The sequence below is a fragment of the Streptomyces sp. S4.7 genome (genome assembly GCF_010384365.1).
GTDB lineage: Bacteria > Actinomycetota > Actinomycetes > Streptomycetales > Streptomycetaceae > Streptomyces.
In genome coordinates, this window is the sequence record NZ_CP048397.1 from 7,125,012 (window position 1) to 7,142,134 (window position 17,123).

Below are 17,123 nucleotides of genomic sequence, written 5' to 3' on the forward strand. Positions count from 1 at the left end.
ACCGTTCGACGTCCGACCGTTCGACGTCCGACGGCACAACGTCCGGTGGCGCAAGGCCCCTTGAAGGAGGCGTGAGTTCGATGAGCAGCACCCGAGGAGCCCGCTCGGCGGACTCCGCTCCGGCGGGCGGGGAAAGCGTCCGGGCGGGCGGCCGGACCGTACGTGTCCACCGGCCGGACAAGGTCCTCTTCCCCGCCGCGGGCGGCGGCGTCGACCTCACGAAGGCGGATCTGGCCGAGTACTACCGCTCCGTCGCCCGGTACATGCTGCCTGAACTCAGAGGCAGACCACTGATGTTGGAGCGGCATCCGGACGGACTCGACGGACCCCGCTTCATGCAGAAGAACATTCCCGGCAACTACCCCGACTGGGCGCGGCGGGCCGAGATGGCGAAGAAGGGCGGGACCGTCACGCACCCGGTGTGCGACGACACCGCGACGCTCGTCCACCTCGCCGACCAGGCGAGCATCACCTTCCACCGCTGGCTGTCACGGGAGGACCGCCCGGACTTCCCGGACCGGCTGGTGTTCGATCTCGACCCGGCCGAGGACGACTTCGAGCCCGTACGCGACGCCGCGCTGCTGCTCGGCGAACTGCTCGGCGAGGTGGGACTGCCGGCCACGCTGATGACGACCGGGTCCAAGGGGCTGCACGTGATCGTCAGGCTGGACGGAGCCGAGGGATACGACGAGGTACGGGGCTTCGCCACCGACGTGGCGCGCGTACTGGCGGCCCGTGCGCCGGACCGGCTGACCACGGAGCAGCGCACGGACGCCCGTGGCGGCCGGCTCTATCTGGACGTCCAGCGCAACGCGTACGCGCAGACGGCGGTCGCGCCCTTCTCGGTACGCCCGAGAGAGGGCGCTCCGGTCGCGACACCCATCAGCTGGGACCAGTTGGAGGACCCCGAGGTCAACGCGCGGCGCTGGACGGTCACGAACGTACTGGAGCAGGCGCGCACCCGCCCCTGGTCCGGAGTTCCGGCCAGGGGCAGGGCGCTCGGCCCGGCGCGGCGGAGGCTGGACGCCCTGTCCCCGTAGCGGCCGTGTCCGGACTCAGACGCTGTCGGGGAACTCTCCCGCCAGCGCGGCGGCCATCCGCAGGTGCGGACCGGCGTCGGTGGCCCGCCCCTGCCGCTCCAGCGTGCGTCCCAGCATCAGGCGCGCGTACTGCTCGACGGGGTCGCGCTCCAGAACGGCGAGCAGCTCCGTCTCGGCCTTCCGGAGCCGGGCGGAGTGGTAGTACGCCCGGGCGAGCAGCAGCCGCGGCGCGACCTGCTCGGGGACCTCCGCCACGAGCCCTTCGAGGATGCCGGCCGCCGTGACGTACTCCTGCGCCTCGAAGAACTGCTGGGCGCGTCCCCAGCGCTCGGCGGCGGTTCCGAAGTCGTAGTACGTGCTGGTGTCCACTGCTCTCCTCCTGGCTCTCGTGCTGTTCACCGGCCCACAACAGCGCCGGGCGCCCGAACATTCCGATGGTTGAAACTTTGACATTCTCCTCGACCGTTATCCCGTGGATGCTGCCGTGAGGTACCGGTCGGGATTAAGTTGTGCGCCATGAGCAATCTTGATCGTCAGGCGACGCTCTCCGTCTGCGGCGGCCGCGGCTTCGTCGTCGCCGAGCCGGTGCGTGAACTCCTCAGCCCCCGTCACGTCAAGCTCGGCGAGTCCACCGAGGTACGCCGACTGCTGCCCAACCTCGGGCGCCGCATGGTCGGCGCGTGGGCCTTCGTCGATCACTACGGCCCCGACGACATCGCCGACGAGCCCGGCATGCAGGTGCCGCCCCATCCGCACATGGGACTCCAGACGGTCAGCTGGCTCCACGACGGCGAGGTCCTGCACCGCGACAGCCTGGGCAGCCTCCAGACCGTACGCCCCCGGGAGCTGGGCCTCATGACCTCGGGCCGGGCGATCAGCCACTCCGAGGAGAGCCCCCGCCCCCACGCCCGGCTCCTGCACGGCGCCCAACTGTGGGTCGCGCTCCCCGACGCCCACCGCGGCGTGGACCCGCACTTCCAGTACCACGCGGACCTCCCCGAGGTCACGGCCCCGGGCCTGACGGCCACCGTCATCCTCGGCACCCTGGACGGCGCCACCTCCCCGGGCACGACGTACTCGCCCTTGGTCGGCGCCGACCTGACGCTCACCCCGGGCACGGACGCACGGCTGCCCCTCGACCCGGACTTCGAGTACGCGGTGCTGGCGATGTCCGGCGAGGCGCGGGTCGACGGCGTCCCGGTCCCGGCGGGCTCGATGCTCTACCTCGGCCGCGGCCGCACGGAACTCCTCCTCCGCACGGACTCACCGGCGGGCCTGATGCTGCTGGGCGGCGAGCCGTTCGAGGAGGAGATCGTGATGTGGTGGAACTTCATCGGGCGTTCACATGAGGAGATTGAGGTGGCACGCAAGGACTGGATGGAGGGCCCCCGCTTCGGCGAAGTGACGGGTTACGACGGCACCCGCCTCCCCGCCCCGGAACTCCCGCCGGTAGCCCTGAAGCCACGCGGCCGGGTGCGCTGACCTGGCCTGATTGATTCTGTGACGGCATGCCGCGTGGCCTTCGCTGAGCCCCCTCGCCGGACCGGCGAGGGGGCTCGGCTGTGCCTGCTGGTGGGCGCTCCCTCGGATTGGGCGGCGGTCACAGGTGTTGGCGGTGGCCTGCCCGTCGGCTACCCCCTGCCACCGGAGACCGGCTGGTGGAAAGCGATGGACGAGGAGACCTCAGCGGAGTTCGCGGCCGAGACCGGTGAACGCACGCTGGGCATCGTCGAACTCGCGGTACGTGCCGGGTGCCGGCGGCAGGGGGTGGCAGCCAGGATGCACTCCCATCTCCGGCACGGCCTCGGCGTCGAGCGCGTCACGTTGGCGATGCGACCCGATCCGGAAGCGGCACCCGCGCACGCCGCTTACGCCGCATGGGGCTACCACCAGGTCGGCCACTGGCAGCCGGCAGACGATGAGCCCGTATCCCACATCATGCTGCTGACCCTGCCGGTCGCCGCACACCGGGTCGGCCGGTGACCGGGAACATGGTCAGGCTGCGGGAGTTGCCCCGGCGCCATCCCCGCGGGGGCCAGACGGACCCGCGTACGCCGGATCGGGGGAACCTGCCCGCCGGGCAGGGTGAGCCGCACAGGCTGCCCGGCGCGGGCGGCGCGGGCGGCGCGGGCAGGAGGATCCTGTGTCGCATCCTGCCCACGGCCCCGTCGACATCTGCCGGCCGCGGCGGGAATGTGCCGTGTGGGCGGCGGATGGTGCGCGGTACGGGATCCAGCGCCTGGGGCACGGGTGACACCACCGTCGGGGCCACCTGATGGGCAAGGGGGGTTCGAGACCGGGGCGTCGTCGTCGGGGGAGTGCCGGCGACGTCCCGCGGCGGGCGGGGCTGCTGCGGGAGCGGGGGTTCCGGCTGTACTGGAGTGCGCAGAGCGTGTCGCTGGTCGGGGACGAGATCTCGTTCCTGGCGGTGCCGCTGGCCGCCGTGTTGTTGCTGGACGCGGGCGCGGCCGAGATGGGCTGACGGCGGCGGAGCTGCTGCCCTCGTTGCTGCTGTCGATCCCCGGCGGGGCGTGGGCGGACCGGCGGACGAACCGGCGCGGAGCAATGATCGTCGCGGACATCGGGCGGTTCGCCGCCGTCGTCTCCCTGCCGCTGGCGTACGCGTTCGGCGCGCTGACGATGGCTCACCTGTATGTGGCGGCGTTCGCCGTCGGGTCACTGACCGTGCTGTTCCGGGTCTGCAATCACCACGTGTACGCGTCCGTGGTCGCCGCGGAGAGGTATGTGGACGGCAACGCCCTGCTCTCCGGGAGCAGGTCGGTGGCCGCGCTCGCCGGACCGAGCACGGGCGGAGCGCTGGTGCAGGCACTGTCGGCGCCGTTCGCCCTGCTGATGGACGCCCTGACCTATCTGGTGTCGGCGGTCTGTCTGGGACGTATCAGGTCGCAGGAGGCGCCGCCCGCCTCTCGCGGTGAGGGCGGCCTGGCGGGCGGACTGCGGTGGGTGACGGCGCACCGCACCCCGGCCCTGCTGCTGGCGGGAGTCGCCACGCTGAGCCTGTGCCAGACCCTCACGACGACGCTTTTCGTTCTTTACGGGACCACCGAGTTGTCACTGAGCCCCGGAGCGATCGGCGCGGTGTTTGCCGTGTTCGGGCTCGGCGGCCTGGCCGGCGCGTACGCCGCCCCGCGCGTGGTGCGGCGGATCGGCATCGGCCCGGCCATCGTGACCGGCTTCCTGTGCTTCAGCCTGCCCCTGCTGCTGGTGCCGCTGGCCGACGGCCCGGCTGCGTGGGTGATCGCAGCGCTGGCCGCCGCCTACCTCGGCGCCGGCTGCGGAGTCGCGGTCCTGGACATCTCCGCCAACAGCTACCTGATCGCCGTCATCCCGCCCACGCTGCGCTCCCGCGTCATGGGCGTGGTGCAGACGGCCAACTTCGGGGTGCGCCCGATCGGCGCGGTGCTGGCCGGCACGCTGGGCACCGCGCTCGGCCTGCGGACCACCCTGTGGATCGGCACGGCGGGTGCCGTGCTGAGCGTGCTGTGGGTTCTCGCGTCCCGGCTGCATCGCGTCCGGGAACTGCCCGAACTCCCCGCGCACCAGGCGCGAGCGGAAGACGTTGAACGTGCTCTCTGGCAGGCCGTGCGAGACCATGGCCCTCCTCTCCGCACCTCCGTGCCGTACGACGAGCCGAGGGGCATGGTCTGCGCGGGTGAATCACATAGAATCGAATGCATGTTTGATTCATCGGAGGAGCGACTCAAGGCGCTCCGATTCCTGCGCAACGTCCAGGTCAGGCACCTGGATCAGACGGACCGGTGGATCGCGGACGAGGAGCGGCGGGCCGCGGAGCAGGCCCGGCGACGGCCGCCTCCGCCCCCGCCCGACTGGGCACTCGAACGCGGGAAGCGCGCTCTTCCCGTGCTGGTCCACACCGCGCAATGCTGGGAGCCCTTCTTCATGCAGGCGATCACCCGGGAGCAGGCGCTCGAGGCGCTCACGCGTGGCGGGGTGCCGCCCTGTGCGCGATGCGAGCCGGACAAGGCGCTCGGTGTGCTGGACTGAAACGGGCTACGCGGAGCGGGGCTTACGGCCTGCGGTCTTCTTCTCCCCCTTCTTGGCCGGGGCCTTCTTGGCGGTGGTCTTCTTGCGGGCCGGCATGTCGTGCACGGTGGCGTCCTCGCCGCTCTCTCCGCGGGACTTCTTCGCCTGCTGTACGGACTGCTCCAGCGCGGACATCAGGTCCACCACCCGGCCGCCCTGCTTCGCCTCGGCCTTCGGCGCGGCCGGGGTCTTGCCCTCGGCCTTCGCCTCGATCAGCTTCTCGACGGCGTCCGTGTAGGTGTCGCGGAATCCGGACAGGCCGTCCAGCTCCATCGTGTCCATCAGGGCGAGTGCGCCCTCGATCTCGCTCTCGTCCAGCTCGACCGGCGCGGGTGCGAGTTCGGAGGGGTCGCGGACCTCGTCGGGCCAGTGCATCTGGTGCAGCACCATCGCGTTCTCCTTTACGGACAGCAGCCCGAGACGCTCGCGGCCGCGGAGCGCGTACTTGGCGATGGCCGCCTTCGAGGACCGCTCCAGGGCCTTCCGCAGGAGGGTGTACGGCTTGGCGGCGACCTCGCCGGCGGCCTCCAGGTAGTAGGTGTCTCCCAGGCGGATCTGGTCGATGGTGTCGCGGTCGACGAAGGCGACGACATCGATGGCTTTCGCGGTCGGCAGCGGCATGTCCGCCAGCTCGTCGTCCGAGATGGGGATGATCTTGTCCTTGGCCACTTCGTAGCCCTTGCCGATCTCGTCCGACGTGACTTCCTCGCCGTCGATCTCGCAGATCTTCCGGTTCCGTACGAGCCCCATGTCTTCCAGGTGGACCCGGCGGAAGTGGATGCTGTGGTCCTCCATCGCGGGGAGCAGCCGGATCGGGATCGTGACCAGGCCGAACGAGATGGCACCGCTCCATACAGCTGACGGCATGCGACCCTCCGTGGCCGGACGGCGGCCAGGCCGCCAGTAGGGAGAACGAGGCGGGCGAACCGCCGCCCGTACTCCGATCCTCACCCCGCCCTGCCCGGCTCGCACCACGAGCCGGACGCACCCGGCCAAGGTCTCGGACTCGGCAGAGCCGTGGCCGCCGAGTCCGACCACCGCCGTCGAACCGTGCCGCGACATCTGCCGGGTGGTCCGTGGCCGGACGCTACGGAGGGGAAGGTCCGTCCCCCGCCCGCGTCAGCGAGCCGTGAATCCCGAGGGGTTCCCGTTGGGGACGCCAAACAAAATCGCCCACGTCAACGGGATAGATGAGCTGTCAACGTCTTCGTTACACTCCCTCGATGAACGCAAAGCCTCGCTGGCTGACCTCGGAGCAGAAGGTCGCCTGGGACAGTTTCATCCGTATGCAGGAAACGCTCATCGGACGACTCTCCCGCCTGGTCCAGGCCGACTCCCATATGTCCGCCTCCGACTACATCGTGCTGGCGAGTCTCACCGAAAGAGGCGGCGGGCGGATGCGCTTCCTGGACCTCGCCAAGCTGGTGGAGTGGGAGAAGAGCCGCATGTCCCACCAGGTCCGGAGGATGGCGACGCGCGGACTGGTGGCCAGGGAAGAATGTCCCGATGACGGACGCGGAGCGTTCATCGTCGCCACCCCGGCCGGCTACAAGGCGATCGAAGACGCCGCGCCCGTGCACGTCGAACACGTCCGCCGACTGTTCATCGACGCCCTGACCCAGGAAGAACTCGACACGCTCGCCCGGATCTCGGACCGCGTTCTCGCGCACATGAAGAAGCAGTCTGACTGACCGATCAGAGATTCGACGAGTTCATGGCATGGCCGGGTGAAGTCCGCCCCGGCGTCGGCTCAGTGAGGGCGTTCTGACGTGCGGGCTGCCAGCCAAGTCTCCTCACGGTTCCCAGGCCTGTACGGGGAGGTTGGGGAGCTAGTTGACTAATCAACCGTCACCGTAGGGTGATCTCGCCGACTCGTCAATCGCCGGCTTCGCGGAGGTGCCGCAGCGGGAATGCTCGCGATCGGCGGCACGTGCCCGAAGCTGCTAACGGGTCGCCGGCGGCTACGCGTCCGCCCACCAGGGCGTCGGCCTGCTGCACTGCTCCCCACGCCCTGTGCAGCTGATGAGGGGCCCCGAGTTCCAGGAGCCGTCGAACGTGCGGCACGCAGATGGAATGCAGGACGCCGCACGGCTTGACGACGAACGTGCGGACTGCGGCGTACCTGCCGGGTGGGGTCGCCAGTCCGCAACGATCTTTCCCTCGAAAGGCGGCGACTGGTCGGCCAACTGCTGGCTGCTCCTTAGCAGTTGCCCTAAGTGGCCATCGCGGACACTCCACCGGCCAGGCGGCTCGGGCCGTGGCCGAGCGCCGCGACGGCTTTGCGCCCACCCCGAACCTGCCGCCACGCGGCACGGAACTGCGCCTCACCTCCCGCCCCCCACCTGCGCGGCCACGCCTCGGCCCCGGTGCCGACATGCCCGTCTCGCCGCGTCATATGGCCTCCGCGCAGGGATAGTTGACGCGTCAAAGAGTGGCGCTTAATGTGGATGACGCGTCAACCAAATGGTTCGAGGTCGTCGGCCGGTCGGCCCGTATCTGGCTCGCCGTCAGCATCAAGATTTCGGTGCGCCGCCCGAGGCCCGTGGACGCGAGACTCCAGCAAGGGAATCCCATGAGCACTGAGACCAAGGCCGGACTCGACGCGCTGCTGACGCCCGAGGAGAGCGTTCTGGTGCTGATCGACCACCAGCCGTTCCAGTTCGCCAACCTGCACAGCCATGAGCCGACGATGGTCGTCAACAACGTCGTCGGACTCGCCAAGGCCGCCAAGGTGTTCGACGTTCCGACGATTCTGACGACCGTTCTGGAGGAGCGCGGCGGCTTTCTCCTCCAGGGTCTTCAGGATGTGTTCCCGGAGCAGAAGCCGATCAACAGGACCTTCATCAACGCCTGGCAGGACGAGCGCGTCGTGGACGCCGTCAAGGCGACCGGACGCAAGAAACTGATCCTCGCGGGTCTGTGGACGGAGATCTGTCTGGCGATGCCGGCGATACAGGCGGCGGGCGAGGGCTTCGAGGTCTTCGCCGTCACTGATGCCTCGGGCGGTGTCTCGAAGGAAGCCCACGACATGGCCGTGCGGCGCATGGTCCAGGCGGGCGTGGTTCCGATCACGTGGATGGCCGTGTTGGGCGAGTGGCAGCGCGACTGGGCCCGTGAGAAGACCGTGCAGGGTGCCGCCGAGGTCCAGGCGCAGCACGGTGGCGCAAGCGGTGTGGCCTTCACCTGGGAGATGCAGCTCCTGGCCATGCCCACCGGAAGCGAGGCGTGACATCGCGACCGCGCCGCGGCTCCCATCCGCATCGGGTACTGCCTGTCGCTGACGGGTTCCCTCGCGGACGACAGCCGGTCGGCCCGTCGCGCCCATGAGATCCGGCGGTTCTCCGCTCTCGACACAGGGGTGGAATCCCCGGCCGGAAAGAGTGGCGCTCGCGTACGCCGGCGCCGAGTCTCGCGCGCGCAGTCCCATTCTCGGCGCTAGGGCCAACAGGGGCGCGCCGGCGAAGCCGGTGTGGACCTCCCGCGCCACTACGCGGTGCCACTCGCCTGCGCTCAGATGCAGGTGGCCGCACGGACCGTCGAAGCGACTGGCGGTAACCGTCTTCCGGAGAGCTCGGCCAACCGCAGGCAGCCGTATGGCAGCGGGTCGCCGGACAATCGGGCGACCCGCTGTCGGTTCGCACGGGCATTGAGGGTTCCTGCCTGCGACATGAGTAAGTTGATGCATCAACCGGGTTGGGTTGGTGTGCAACGAGATCCACGCGGGGACTTGAGGGAGGACAACATGGCAGTGGAAGTGAGCGACGCTCCCGGAGCCAAGCGGTACGAGGCCCGGGTTGACGGAAAGGCCGATGTCGCGGCCGTCGCGGAGTACATCCGCACCATGGAACTGGTCGCGTTCGTACACACCGAGGTCTCGCCGGAGTACGAGGGCACGGGAGTCGGGTCGGCGCTGGTCCGCACCGCTCTCGACGAGGCGCGGGCCGCGAACCTGCGGGTGCTGGCCACTTGCCCGTTCTTCGCGGGGTGGATCGCCCGGCACCCCGATTACCAGGACCTGCTGTACCAGTCCCGCAGCAGAGTCAGCGACTGAACAGCCAGGCATGGCAGCGACGGAGGCCGGCATGAGCAGCGGTACGGAGAAGAAGGCGTACACGAGCCAGTCGATCACCGTGACCTTCGAGGCCGGGCGATGCTTGCACGCCGCCGAATGCGTCCGCGGCCTTCCTGAGGGCCTTCGACCCTGGCCGGCGCCCGTGGATCCGGCCCGACAGTGCCGGGGCCGGGCGCGTGGCCGAGGTGGTGCGTCGCTGTCCCTCGGGTGCGCTGCAGTACGAACTCGTGGACGGCGGGGCAAAGACGCCGGGCTAGCCGGCGCGGATCCTGCGCAACGCTGATCGCGCACGGCGAGTTGAGCGCGGACACGTCGGTATGGCCGCCTGCCGAGGCCAGGGGGGCCTCCCGTACGGCGGATGTCCCTCGCAGCGCAGCTCTCCGAGTACGGCATCCGCTGCCGCTGCGGGCCCCGGCGAGTCTCGGCAACAGGATCGAAGGAACGCCATGACCGAGCAGGCTCGGCGCAACACCGAAATCGTGCTTACCGCCATGCGTCAGCTCTTCAAGGAGAAGGACGTCACCGCGCGCGATCGATACTGGGCTGACCCTTACGTGCAGCGCAGTCCCCAGATGCCCAGCGGTCTGGACACGCTCCGTGCCGCGGTGCCGGGCCTGGCGGGATTCTCGTGGGAGCCGCAGCGGATCGCCGCGCAGGGCGACCTCGTGTTCACCCGCCGTCCGTCCCCGGCCGGGGACCCGGTCCGGCGGTTCCTCATGCTGCCGGCGAGAGGATGAGATCCTGCCATCATCATCGAACGTCAAGGGCTCGTCACGCCCCGCCCCACGGCGGGCCGGCGTCGCGCATCCGAAGCCACGCCGACCGGCGACGGGCAGCTTCACGTCGCCGTGCACTTCGCTCGCGGCCCCGCGAGATCCGCGACCCCGTCTTGTTTCAACGGCCTCGGCGGCCTCGGCGGCCTCGGCACGGTCGCACTCGGCGCCACCGTCGCGCTATGGGCCGTGACGCCTCTCCCCTTGCGACAGGAGGACCTGCCTCATGAAGACTCCCGTGCCCGACTACCTGGACGAAGTGCTCGACAGCCTGCGTGACGACACCAGCGGCGGCAACGCCGACTACATCCCCGAGCTCGCCGAAGCTGATCCGGAACGTTTCGGCATGGCGCTGACCACGACACTCGGTCGCACTTACGCTGCCGGCGACGCCGACACGGAGTTCACCATCCAGTCGATCTCCAAGCCGTTCGCCTACGCGGCCGCCATCATCGATCGTGGCCTCGACCGCGTCCTGGACGCCGTTGGGGTCGAGCCGTCCGGCGAGGCCTTCAACGAGCTCTCCCTCGAAGGGGACACCCACCGGCCCAAGAATCCAATGATCAACGCCGGAGCCATCACCGCGCATTCGCTCCTGGCCGGCGCGGAGGCAGGCCAGGACGACCGGGTCGACCGTGCCGTGACGTTCTTCTCCCGCCTCGCGGGCCGGGATCTGCAGGTCGACGAGCGGGTGTGCGCTTCGGAGCTCGGCTCCGCGCACCGCAACCTCGCCCTCGCCTACATGCTGCGCACCTACGGCATTCTCGACGGGGACGTGCCCTCCGTCGTAGAGGGATATACGCGCCAGTGCTCCATCCTGGTCAGCGTGCGGGACCTCTCCGTGATGGCCGCGACGCTCGCCACCGGAGGTATCCAGCCCGTCACCGGCGAGCGGGTGATGGACCCCGGCGTCGCCCAGCACGTCATGGCCGTGATGGCCGCGGCCGGGATGTACGACGCGGCGGGCGACTGGCTCACCCGCGTGGGCATCCCCGCGAAGAGCGGCGTCGCCGGGGGCATCGTCGGCGTCCTGCCCGACCGGGTGGGAATCGGAACCTTCTCCCCGCGCCTGGACTCCCACGGCAACAGCCAGAGAGGACGCCGTGCCTTCGAGCGGCTCTCCCGGGACATGGGGATGCACCTGTTCGCCTCCGACCAGGGCAGGCTCGACGCCGTCGACGTGAGCGAGTCACGGGGCGCGGTCACCTTCGCCCTGCGGGGCAACGTCCAACTCACCGCCGCCTCCGAGCTCTTGGACCTGATGGCCGACTCGGACGGCACGGCCGACGTGGTTCTGGACGTCACCAGGGTGCATTCCTTCTCCGATCTCGGCCGTCGCATGTCGCTCGAAGGTCTGCGTCGACTGCGGCTGGACGGACGCGAGGTCGCCGTCCGGGACCCCTCGGGCGTGCTGCCGGACCCTGATCTGGGAGACGGCAGCTACCCGGATGCCCTCTGACCGCCCCACCCCGCTCTGGCTACGCAAGAAGAAGCGCCCGATGCCGATGCCGATGGCGGTCGGTCGGGCTCCGGCTAACGTTTGATGCCTACGCCTGCCAGCAGGCTGATCTGCGCGTCCGTGATCTCGGCCGCGTGCGCGGCGGGCTCGGCCGGACGCCAGCGGTGGCAGCAGCAGATGCCGGGGTCGACCAGGTCGAGCCCGTCGAAGAAACGGCGGACTTCGCCGTGTGAACGGAACTGCACCGGAGACCCGGACTTCGTGTAGACCTCCGCGACCTTGTTCCAGGTGACGGGGTCGAAGTCGGGCGTGCAGTGGTTCATCGCGAGGGCGCTGCCCGCCGGGAGTGGGTCGAGGAGCCGGCGGACGATGGCGTACGGGTCGTGGGGGTCGGTGATGAAGTGCATGAGCGCGTTGAGGGACAGGGCGATGGGCTGGTCGAAGTCCAGCACCCCCGCGTCCTCCACGGCTTCCATCAGCGCGTCGGGGTCGGTAACGCTGGCCTGGACGTAGGCCGTGCGTCCCTGTGTCGTGCTGCGCATGAGGCGTTCGGCGTACTTCAGGACGAGCGGGTCGTTGTCCGCGTACACGACGCGGGCGTCGCGTGCGACGGACTGGGCGATCTGGTGCAGGTTGGGCTCGGTCGGGATGCCCGTGCCGATGTCGAGCCACTGGCGGATGCCGTACTCCTGCGCCAGGACCCGGGTGGCCCGGTGCATGAACGCGCGGTTCTCGCGCGCGGTCATGTAGATGCCGGGGTGAGCCTGGGCGGCGACCAGGGCCGCCTCCTTGTCTATCTCGAAGTGGTCCTTGCCGCCGAGGAAGTAGTCGTACATCCGGGCCGAGTGCGCCTTGCTCGTGTCGAGATCCTGGCCGGCGTGCCTGGTGCTCATGTTCTCCCCTTCATGCCTGTGTCTGTCGGCCCGCAGGCCAGGGACGGAGACGGTGCCGTCGTCCCTTCTGCTCACCGTCGGATCACCCGGCGGTCAAGTGGTCGGCCAAGCCCTCTTTGACTCCGCGGACGAACGCGGTGATCTCCTCCGGCGTGTAGATCAGCGCCGGGCCGGCCGGGTCGGCGGACTGCCGTACGGCCACGCGGCCATCGGCGAGTTGTTTCGTCTCGACACACTGGCCGCCGTTCGGCCCGCTCCAGGGACGTTCCCAGCCCTGTTCCCCGAGACTGTGTGCCGGCATGCCGTTGTAGACGCCCTCGTCGGTCATCGTCATGAGTACTCCTTGCGCATGCGGTTCAGGAGCGCTTTGCTGTCCGCCGACGACGTCAGCAGCGCCATGCGGGAATGTGCCTCGAGATGGGAGACGACGTCCGCGCGCTGGTCCAGGTAGACCGAGGCGCACAGGAGTTCGCTGTAGACGATGTCCGGTAGTTCGGGTTCCTCGAACCGGAAATATGTGAACGGGGCACACGCTCCGACATGCGCACCCGTGGTGAAGGGGACGATGTCGAGGCTGACGTGCGCCAACTCGGAGACGTCCAGGAGTCGGCCAAGCTGCTCTCGCATCACGTGGGGGCCGCCCACCACCCGGTGCAGGACGGCTTCCTCCATGACGACCCACAGTGTGGGGGCGTTCTCCCGGTCCAGCAGGCTCTGACGGCGCAGACGCAGCTCCACGCGGCGTGCTATCTCCTCCTCGCTGCCGTTCGGCAACCCGCCGCGCAGCACGGCATGCGCGTAGTCGGGAGTCTGAAGAAGACCGGTGACGTACTGGGGTTCGTACGTGCGTAAGGTCCGGGCGCCGGCCTCCAGGCTGACGTAGGCGGTGAACCAGGTGGGGACGGCATCGCGATAGGAGTGCCACCAGCCGGGTTTGTTGGCCTGCTCGGCCAGGTCGACGAACTCGTCGATCTCCTGGCGGTCCGAGCCGAAGGTCTCCAGGAGCTTCTCCGCGTAGAGAGGCTTCAGGGCGACCTCGGCCTTCTCCAGCCGGCGGATCGTCAGGGTGGTCACGCGCAGAGCCTTTGCCGCGTCCTCCAGCGAGGCGCCGGCACCGAGCCGCTTCTCCTGCAGCCGGCGGCCGAGGATCATGCGCAGGACTGTCGGTGCGCTGGTGCTGGAACGGGCTTCGCTCACGCCCAACCTCCTGAGGAACCGTCAATAGCGCCATTCTGACAGCGACTTGATGTCGACGCCAGGGTGATACCGGCACCGCTGAAATTATCAGGGAGTCGGTTGCAGCCTGAGCGCCAGCACGCGCATAGTGGACGTGTGAGCGGTCAAGTCACAGCAGTGACGCGCAGATCCGGTCCGGAGAGGGCGTGTGATGTCATGCCGTCGTCCGCCTCCGCCACTGGGCGATTGTCTCGGCGTACACCTCTTCACCGCTCGAGTTGCGTCCGGCAATCCCCCACCCCCCACCCCCCACCGCGCCCCGCCTCCGGAAGGCGCTGGAAGGCGACAACCGTGACTCTGTCCTCGCCCTCAGCCCCGGCCTCGACCCCTTCCTTAGCCGGGACCGTGTCGCGCCGGGAGTACTGGTTCGGCCTGCCCGCCCTGCCCACCAGTGCGAGATCCGCCAGGGACACCGTGCGCGACCGGCTCCGTGCGTGGAAGCTGCCCGGCGACACATGCTGCGACGCGGTGCTGCTGGTCTCCGAGCTGACGACGAACGCCGTACTCCACACCAGCAGCGGTCATGTCCTGTGCGGCCTCATACTGACCGGTGACGAGCGGCGCCTGCGCATCGAACTCCACGACGAGGGTGACACCCCGGTCCGCCCGCCCGAGACCCGCGCCGGCCCCGGAGAGGAGAGCGGACGAGGGCTGTTGCTCGTTCAGCAGCTCTCGTACAGCTGGGGATCCGCGCGCTCGACCTGGGCCGGAGGCAAGGTCGTCTGGGTGGAGCTGCTGGCCCACGGCTGACGCGGTGGGCGGCACCGGCCCACGGCTGATGCCGCGGGCGACACCGGCACACGGCGTCGGTCCGGCAGCGACAGCCCCGGCGGGCAGGGAAGGGACTGGCTGCCCACCGGACCAGTGGCTCCGTCCAACAGCAGCGATCGCACGGCACCGCCGACTTCCTTTCGCGCGGTGGGACCCCTCCTCCTCGATTCCATCTGCAGAAGGCGCCCATGACTCCCCACGATGAAGCCGCTCCTCCCGTCGTGCTGTACGTATGTGCCGACCGGGCCCGGGGCGCGCCAGGGGGAGCCACGCAGCGCGCGCAGACAGAAGGCCGGGCATACGCCCAGGAGCGGGGACTGGCGATCGCCGAAGTAGTCACGGATACGTACGGTGAGCCCGACCCGGCCCGGCGCAGCGGGTGGCAGCGGGTGAGAGAGCTGGCCCAGACGGGGCACGTCACCGCTGTACTCGTCCGCTGGCCCAGCACCATCGCCCCGGAGCCCGCGCACGAACTCCGGCACCGCGAGGTCGCCTGGCTCCACGACCTGGGCGTGCATGTCCGGTACACCTGGGCACCCCTGTCGTCAAAGGGGCTGTGAGACCCGGTACGGCATCGACTCCGGGCGCCGGTCCATGGAGCAGAGGTTCGTGACCGGGAGAGTCCGCAAAGGCGCGCCCGTTGTCTGAACTGTCGCGCGGCGGGAAGACGAACCGCACACAGGGTTTGTATGCGACAGGAGAAGCGACGTGGAGATCTCAGGCATCATCACCGCGATCATCATCGGCATCGTCATCGGCGTCCTGGGGCGGCTCGTTGTCCCTGGGCGCCAGCGCATCGGTGTGCTCTGGACCATCATGGTCGGCATCGTGGCCGCTCTGATCGGTACGGCTCTCGCGTCGGCTCTCGGCGTCGGCGACACGGACGGTCCCGACTGGATCGAATGGCTCATTCAGATCGGCCTCGCCGCGGTCGGCGTCGTCGCTCTCGATCGTGCCAAGGCACGCCGCTGAGACCTGCCAAGGCCCCTGCCGAAGGCGACAGACGCCCAGGGGCGTGGGTGCGAGCCGTGACACGGGGAGGAGACCTCGCAAAGGGCCCCCCACCGTCGCGGTCACTGCTCGGACGGCGGCGGTGTCAGGTCAGGAGATATACGGCGTACGCCACGAAGAACCCCGCGCACAGCACGGTGACGGTGGCGATGGCGATGAGTGGGCCCATTGCCCAGCCGGGCTCGGGCTTGACTCGCGGGCCGAGCTCCGAGCCGGTACTGGATTCGCCGGGTGGGGTCTCCCCTGGAGGCACTGATCCTCCTGCCTCCAGGCCGGTTGTCACGCGCGGATCCGGATCGGCGCCGTTATCGGTCATACATGACGATTACCCACTATTCATGCACTTAACAGGTGAAAGCGGCAGTGCTTCCGTCAGGAGGGAAGGTCCGCGGCGCGGGACGTTCACCTGTCGGTGAAGGGCCCGGTCACGTTCGAGTGCGATTCGCCTCCCGGTTCACCGTCCTCCGGCGGTTGCGGTACGGGCCGGGCAGTGTGATCGGGATGGCCTCGGGTGCGCCGGGCCTCTTTCATCTCCGCCTCGTACAGATGTGTCCGCCCGTCGGCGAGTTCCTGCCGCACCCGCGATTCCAACTGGGTGAGCGGCTGGTAGAAGGTGGCGTTGTACGCCTCGATGATCTGGAAGGTCCAGTGGCCGGGGATGACGTTGCGCCCCACCATCTCCCGCTCCACCAAGTCCGCCTGCCGCACGTGGCCCGCCGTTCGCAGCTGCTCCACGGCTCGGCCCAGGGTCAGGTCAGCACCACCGGTCAGCTGGTGGAAGGCGTACAGATGTCCTCTGGCCTGCTCGACGGTCTCCAACGCTTCCGACAGCGTGCCAAGGGCTTCGATGGTGCCGTCGCTCACACCCTCGGGGCGTAGGTGCCGGGGCGCCGGGTGGTCGTCTTCGTCGAAGATCTCGCTCATACGGTGATCCTGCCCCGAGCGACCCCTTTTCCGCGGCGGTCGGCGCGGCTTGTGCCGGAGTGGACATGGTGGAGGCCAGGATCGGGCACAGGAGTAGGGCGCCCCGGCCGGGGCGGCGGCGGGCCGGGCTGGCCCGTTTCGGGAGAGTGAGGCATACGGTGGCACGTGCGGCGCTGTTCGACGTGGACGGAACCCTGACGGATACGAACTACCTGCATGTCACGAGCTGGTGGCAGGCGTTGCGTGGTGCGGGCCACGAGGTGGCGATGTGCGACATCCACCGGGCGATCGGGCTCGGCTCGGGCGACCTCCTCGCCCATCTGCTCGGCGACGACCGGGACCGTGACGGGGACAGCGGGATCAGTGCCGCGCACAGCACGCTGTACGGCACGTACTTCGGCCGGCTGACGGCTTTCGACTCCGCCGGCGACCTGCTGCGGGTCCTGGCCGGTCAGGGCTGGACCAACGTCCTCGCCTCGTCGGCGTCCGGACCGGAGCTCGCGGTCCTGCGCCGTGCGATCGACGCGGACGATGTCATCGCGGGAACGGCGAGTTCGGATGACGTACGGCGGGGCAAACCGGCCCCTGACCCCGTGCGTGCCGCGCTGGACCTCGCCGGGGTTCCCGCGGAGAACGCGGTCTTCGTCGGAGACGCGGTGTGGGACATGCAAGCGGCGTCGAGAGCGGGCGTACGGAGCATCGCGGTCCTGTCCGGCGGCATTCCACGCGACGCGCTCGAAGCCGCCGGGGCGGACGAGGTGTACGAGAACGTCGGCGACCTACTCGCCCGCCTCGACGACAGCCTCTTCGCCCGCACGGACTGAGTCCCGCCGCCGGCACACGACAACGCGGGCGGCCCCGGTGACGCGGGCCTTGCCG

At 69.5% G+C, this 17,123-nt stretch carries 20 protein-coding genes and 1 pseudogene; 14 read left to right on the forward strand and 7 right to left on the reverse strand.

Going from position 1 to position 17,123, the window contains the following annotated elements; all coding sequences use genetic code 11:
- Positions 1–80: 80 nt before the first annotated feature.
- Positions 81–1,040: a non-homologous end-joining DNA ligase gene (ligD, locus tag SSPS47_RS31295; protein WP_164253845.1), complete on the forward strand. Its 960-nt coding sequence runs from the start codon at positions 81–83 to the stop codon at positions 1,038–1,040.
- Between the two features lie 15 nt (positions 1,041–1,055).
- On the opposite strand, the gene SSPS47_RS31300 is transcribed toward ligD, so the two are convergent.
- Complete coding sequence (locus SSPS47_RS31300) at positions 1,056–1,409, reverse strand: tetratricopeptide repeat protein (RefSeq protein ID WP_239065129.1); 354 nt, start codon at positions 1,407–1,409, stop codon at positions 1,056–1,058.
- Between the two features lie 147 nt (positions 1,410–1,556).
- Between SSPS47_RS31300 and SSPS47_RS31305 the strand changes: the two genes are divergently transcribed.
- From SSPS47_RS31305 to SSPS47_RS31315, 3 genes are all read left to right on the forward strand, one after another.
- The gene (locus SSPS47_RS31305) at positions 1,557–2,522 is read left to right on the forward strand and encodes a pirin family protein (RefSeq protein WP_164253847.1); all 966 of its coding nucleotides are present in this window, start codon (positions 1,557–1,559) and stop codon (positions 2,520–2,522) included.
- Between the two features lie 186 nt (positions 2,523–2,708).
- Positions 2,709–3,023, forward strand: a complete 315-nt coding sequence (locus tag SSPS47_RS31310) for a hypothetical protein (protein ID WP_239065130.1) — start codon at positions 2,709–2,711, stop codon at positions 3,021–3,023.
- A gap of 522 nt (positions 3,024–3,545) precedes the next feature.
- A complete protein-coding gene (locus tag SSPS47_RS31315; RefSeq protein ID WP_239065131.1) occupies positions 3,546–5,066 on the forward strand; it encodes an MFS transporter in 1,521 nt (506 codons plus the stop codon).
- Positions 5,067–5,072: 6 nt separating this feature from the next.
- Here the strand turns inward: SSPS47_RS31315 and SSPS47_RS31320 are convergent, their stop codons facing one another.
- On the reverse strand, positions 5,073–5,972 hold the full coding sequence (locus SSPS47_RS31320) for a Ku protein (protein ID WP_164253848.1): 900 nt from the start codon (positions 5,970–5,972) through the stop codon (positions 5,073–5,075).
- Between the two features lie 356 nt (positions 5,973–6,328).
- On the opposite strand from SSPS47_RS31320, the gene SSPS47_RS31325 reads away from it, so the two are divergent.
- From SSPS47_RS31325 to SSPS47_RS31350, 6 genes and pseudogenes are all read left to right on the forward strand, one after another.
- The gene (locus tag SSPS47_RS31325; protein WP_164253849.1) at positions 6,329–6,796 is read left to right on the forward strand and encodes a MarR family transcriptional regulator; all 468 of its coding nucleotides are present in this window, start codon (positions 6,329–6,331) and stop codon (positions 6,794–6,796) included.
- Positions 6,797–7,677: 881 nt separating this feature from the next.
- Positions 7,678–8,334 (forward strand): hydrolase, encoded by a 657-nt coding sequence (locus SSPS47_RS31330; protein WP_164253850.1) that lies wholly within the window; start codon positions 7,678–7,680, stop codon positions 8,332–8,334.
- 513 nt (positions 8,335–8,847) lie between these two features.
- A complete protein-coding gene (locus SSPS47_RS31335; protein ID WP_164253851.1) occupies positions 8,848–9,156 on the forward strand; it encodes a GNAT family N-acetyltransferase in 309 nt (102 codons plus the stop codon).
- 31 nt (positions 9,157–9,187) lie between these two features.
- Positions 9,188–9,428 (forward strand): annotated as a pseudogene (locus SSPS47_RS31340) ((4Fe-4S)-binding protein); the annotation flags it as partial.
- A 195-nt stretch (positions 9,429–9,623) separates the two neighbouring features.
- Positions 9,624–9,914 carry a hypothetical protein gene (locus SSPS47_RS31345; protein ID WP_239065132.1) on the forward strand — a complete coding sequence of 97 codons (291 nt, stop codon included), beginning with the start codon at positions 9,624–9,626 and terminating at the stop codon, positions 9,912–9,914.
- 262 nt (positions 9,915–10,176) lie between these two features.
- Positions 10,177–11,409 carry a glutaminase gene (locus SSPS47_RS31350; RefSeq protein ID WP_164253852.1) on the forward strand — a complete coding sequence of 411 codons (1,233 nt, stop codon included), beginning with the start codon at positions 10,177–10,179 and terminating at the stop codon, positions 11,407–11,409.
- 74 nt (positions 11,410–11,483) lie between these two features.
- Here SSPS47_RS31350 and SSPS47_RS31355 read toward each other — a convergent pair whose 3' ends face one another.
- The 3 genes from SSPS47_RS31355 to SSPS47_RS31365 all read right to left on the reverse strand — a co-directional run bounded on the left by SSPS47_RS31355 (position 11,484) and on the right by SSPS47_RS31365 (position 13,499).
- The gene (locus tag SSPS47_RS31355) at positions 11,484–12,302 is read right to left on the reverse strand and encodes an SAM-dependent methyltransferase (protein WP_164253853.1); all 819 of its coding nucleotides are present in this window, start codon (positions 12,300–12,302) and stop codon (positions 11,484–11,486) included.
- 82 nt (positions 12,303–12,384) lie between these two features.
- Positions 12,385–12,636: a DUF397 domain-containing protein gene (locus tag SSPS47_RS31360; protein ID WP_147874900.1), complete on the reverse strand. Its 252-nt coding sequence runs from the start codon at positions 12,634–12,636 to the stop codon at positions 12,385–12,387.
- Positions 12,633–13,499, reverse strand: a complete 867-nt coding sequence (locus SSPS47_RS31365) for a helix-turn-helix transcriptional regulator (protein WP_164253854.1) — start codon at positions 13,497–13,499, stop codon at positions 12,633–12,635. Before SSPS47_RS31365 ends, SSPS47_RS31360 begins: the two co-directional genes overlap by 4 nt.
- A 384-nt stretch (positions 13,500–13,883) precedes the next feature.
- Here SSPS47_RS31365 and SSPS47_RS34985 point away from each other — a divergent pair, with 384 nt between their 5' ends.
- The 3 genes from SSPS47_RS34985 to SSPS47_RS31380 all read left to right on the forward strand — a co-directional run bounded on the left by SSPS47_RS34985 (position 13,884) and on the right by SSPS47_RS31380 (position 15,281).
- Positions 13,884–14,288, forward strand: coding sequence for an ATP-binding protein (locus SSPS47_RS34985; protein WP_239065133.1), 405 nt, complete (start codon positions 13,884–13,886; stop codon positions 14,286–14,288).
- 209 nt (positions 14,289–14,497) lie between these two features.
- A complete protein-coding gene (locus SSPS47_RS31375) occupies positions 14,498–14,869 on the forward strand; it encodes a hypothetical protein (RefSeq protein ID WP_239065134.1) in 372 nt (123 codons plus the stop codon).
- 148 nt (positions 14,870–15,017) lie between these two features.
- A complete protein-coding gene (locus SSPS47_RS31380; protein WP_164253856.1) occupies positions 15,018–15,281 on the forward strand; it encodes a GlsB/YeaQ/YmgE family stress response membrane protein in 264 nt (87 codons plus the stop codon).
- Between the two features lie 124 nt (positions 15,282–15,405).
- Here SSPS47_RS31380 and SSPS47_RS31385 read toward each other — a convergent pair whose 3' ends face one another.
- Positions 15,406–15,636, reverse strand: a complete 231-nt coding sequence (locus SSPS47_RS31385) for a DUF6480 family protein (protein WP_164253857.1) — start codon at positions 15,634–15,636, stop codon at positions 15,406–15,408.
- A gap of 86 nt (positions 15,637–15,722) precedes the next feature.
- Complete coding sequence (locus tag SSPS47_RS31390) at positions 15,723–16,244, reverse strand: hypothetical protein (protein WP_239065135.1); 522 nt, start codon at positions 16,242–16,244, stop codon at positions 15,723–15,725.
- A 158-nt stretch (positions 16,245–16,402) separates the two neighbouring features.
- Here SSPS47_RS31390 and SSPS47_RS31395 point away from each other — a divergent pair, with 158 nt between their 5' ends.
- Positions 16,403–17,068: an HAD family hydrolase gene (locus SSPS47_RS31395; protein ID WP_164253858.1), complete on the forward strand. Its 666-nt coding sequence runs from the start codon at positions 16,403–16,405 to the stop codon at positions 17,066–17,068.
- The last annotated feature ends 55 nt before the right edge of the window (positions 17,069–17,123 follow it).

What these genes read in the sequence shown, in the direction of transcription:
- ligD (WP_164253845.1), top strand. Translation starts at nt 81, where the DNA reads ATGAGCAGCACCCGAGGAGCCCGCTCGGCGGACTCCGCTCCGGCGGGC.
- SSPS47_RS31305 (WP_164253847.1), top strand. Translation starts at nt 1,557, where the DNA reads ATGAGCAATCTTGATCGTCAGGCGACGCTCTCCGTCTGCGGCGGCCGC.
- SSPS47_RS31310 (WP_239065130.1), top strand. Translation starts at nt 2,709, where the DNA reads ATGGACGAGGAGACCTCAGCGGAGTTCGCGGCCGAGACCGGTGAACGC.
- SSPS47_RS31320 (WP_164253848.1), bottom strand. Translation starts at nt 5,972, where the DNA reads ATGCCGTCAGCTGTATGGAGCGGTGCCATCTCGTTCGGCCTGGTCACG.
- SSPS47_RS31325 (WP_164253849.1), top strand. Translation starts at nt 6,329, where the DNA reads ATGAACGCAAAGCCTCGCTGGCTGACCTCGGAGCAGAAGGTCGCCTGG.
- SSPS47_RS31330 (WP_164253850.1), top strand. Translation starts at nt 7,678, where the DNA reads ATGAGCACTGAGACCAAGGCCGGACTCGACGCGCTGCTGACGCCCGAG.
- SSPS47_RS31335 (WP_164253851.1), top strand. Translation starts at nt 8,848, where the DNA reads ATGGCAGTGGAAGTGAGCGACGCTCCCGGAGCCAAGCGGTACGAGGCC.
- SSPS47_RS31345 (WP_239065132.1), top strand. Translation starts at nt 9,624, where the DNA reads ATGACCGAGCAGGCTCGGCGCAACACCGAAATCGTGCTTACCGCCATG.
- SSPS47_RS31350 (WP_164253852.1), top strand. Translation starts at nt 10,177, where the DNA reads ATGAAGACTCCCGTGCCCGACTACCTGGACGAAGTGCTCGACAGCCTG.
- SSPS47_RS31355 (WP_164253853.1), bottom strand. Translation starts at nt 12,302, where the DNA reads ATGAGCACCAGGCACGCCGGCCAGGATCTCGACACGAGCAAGGCGCAC.
- SSPS47_RS31360 (WP_147874900.1), bottom strand. Translation starts at nt 12,636, where the DNA reads ATGACGATGACCGACGAGGGCGTCTACAACGGCATGCCGGCACACAGT.
- SSPS47_RS31375 (WP_239065134.1), top strand. Translation starts at nt 14,498, where the DNA reads ATGACTCCCCACGATGAAGCCGCTCCTCCCGTCGTGCTGTACGTATGT.
- SSPS47_RS31385 (WP_164253857.1), bottom strand. Translation starts at nt 15,636, where the DNA reads ATGACCGATAACGGCGCCGATCCGGATCCGCGCGTGACAACCGGCCTG.
- SSPS47_RS31390 (WP_239065135.1), bottom strand. Translation starts at nt 16,244, where the DNA reads ATGAGCGAGATCTTCGACGAAGACGACCACCCGGCGCCCCGGCACCTA.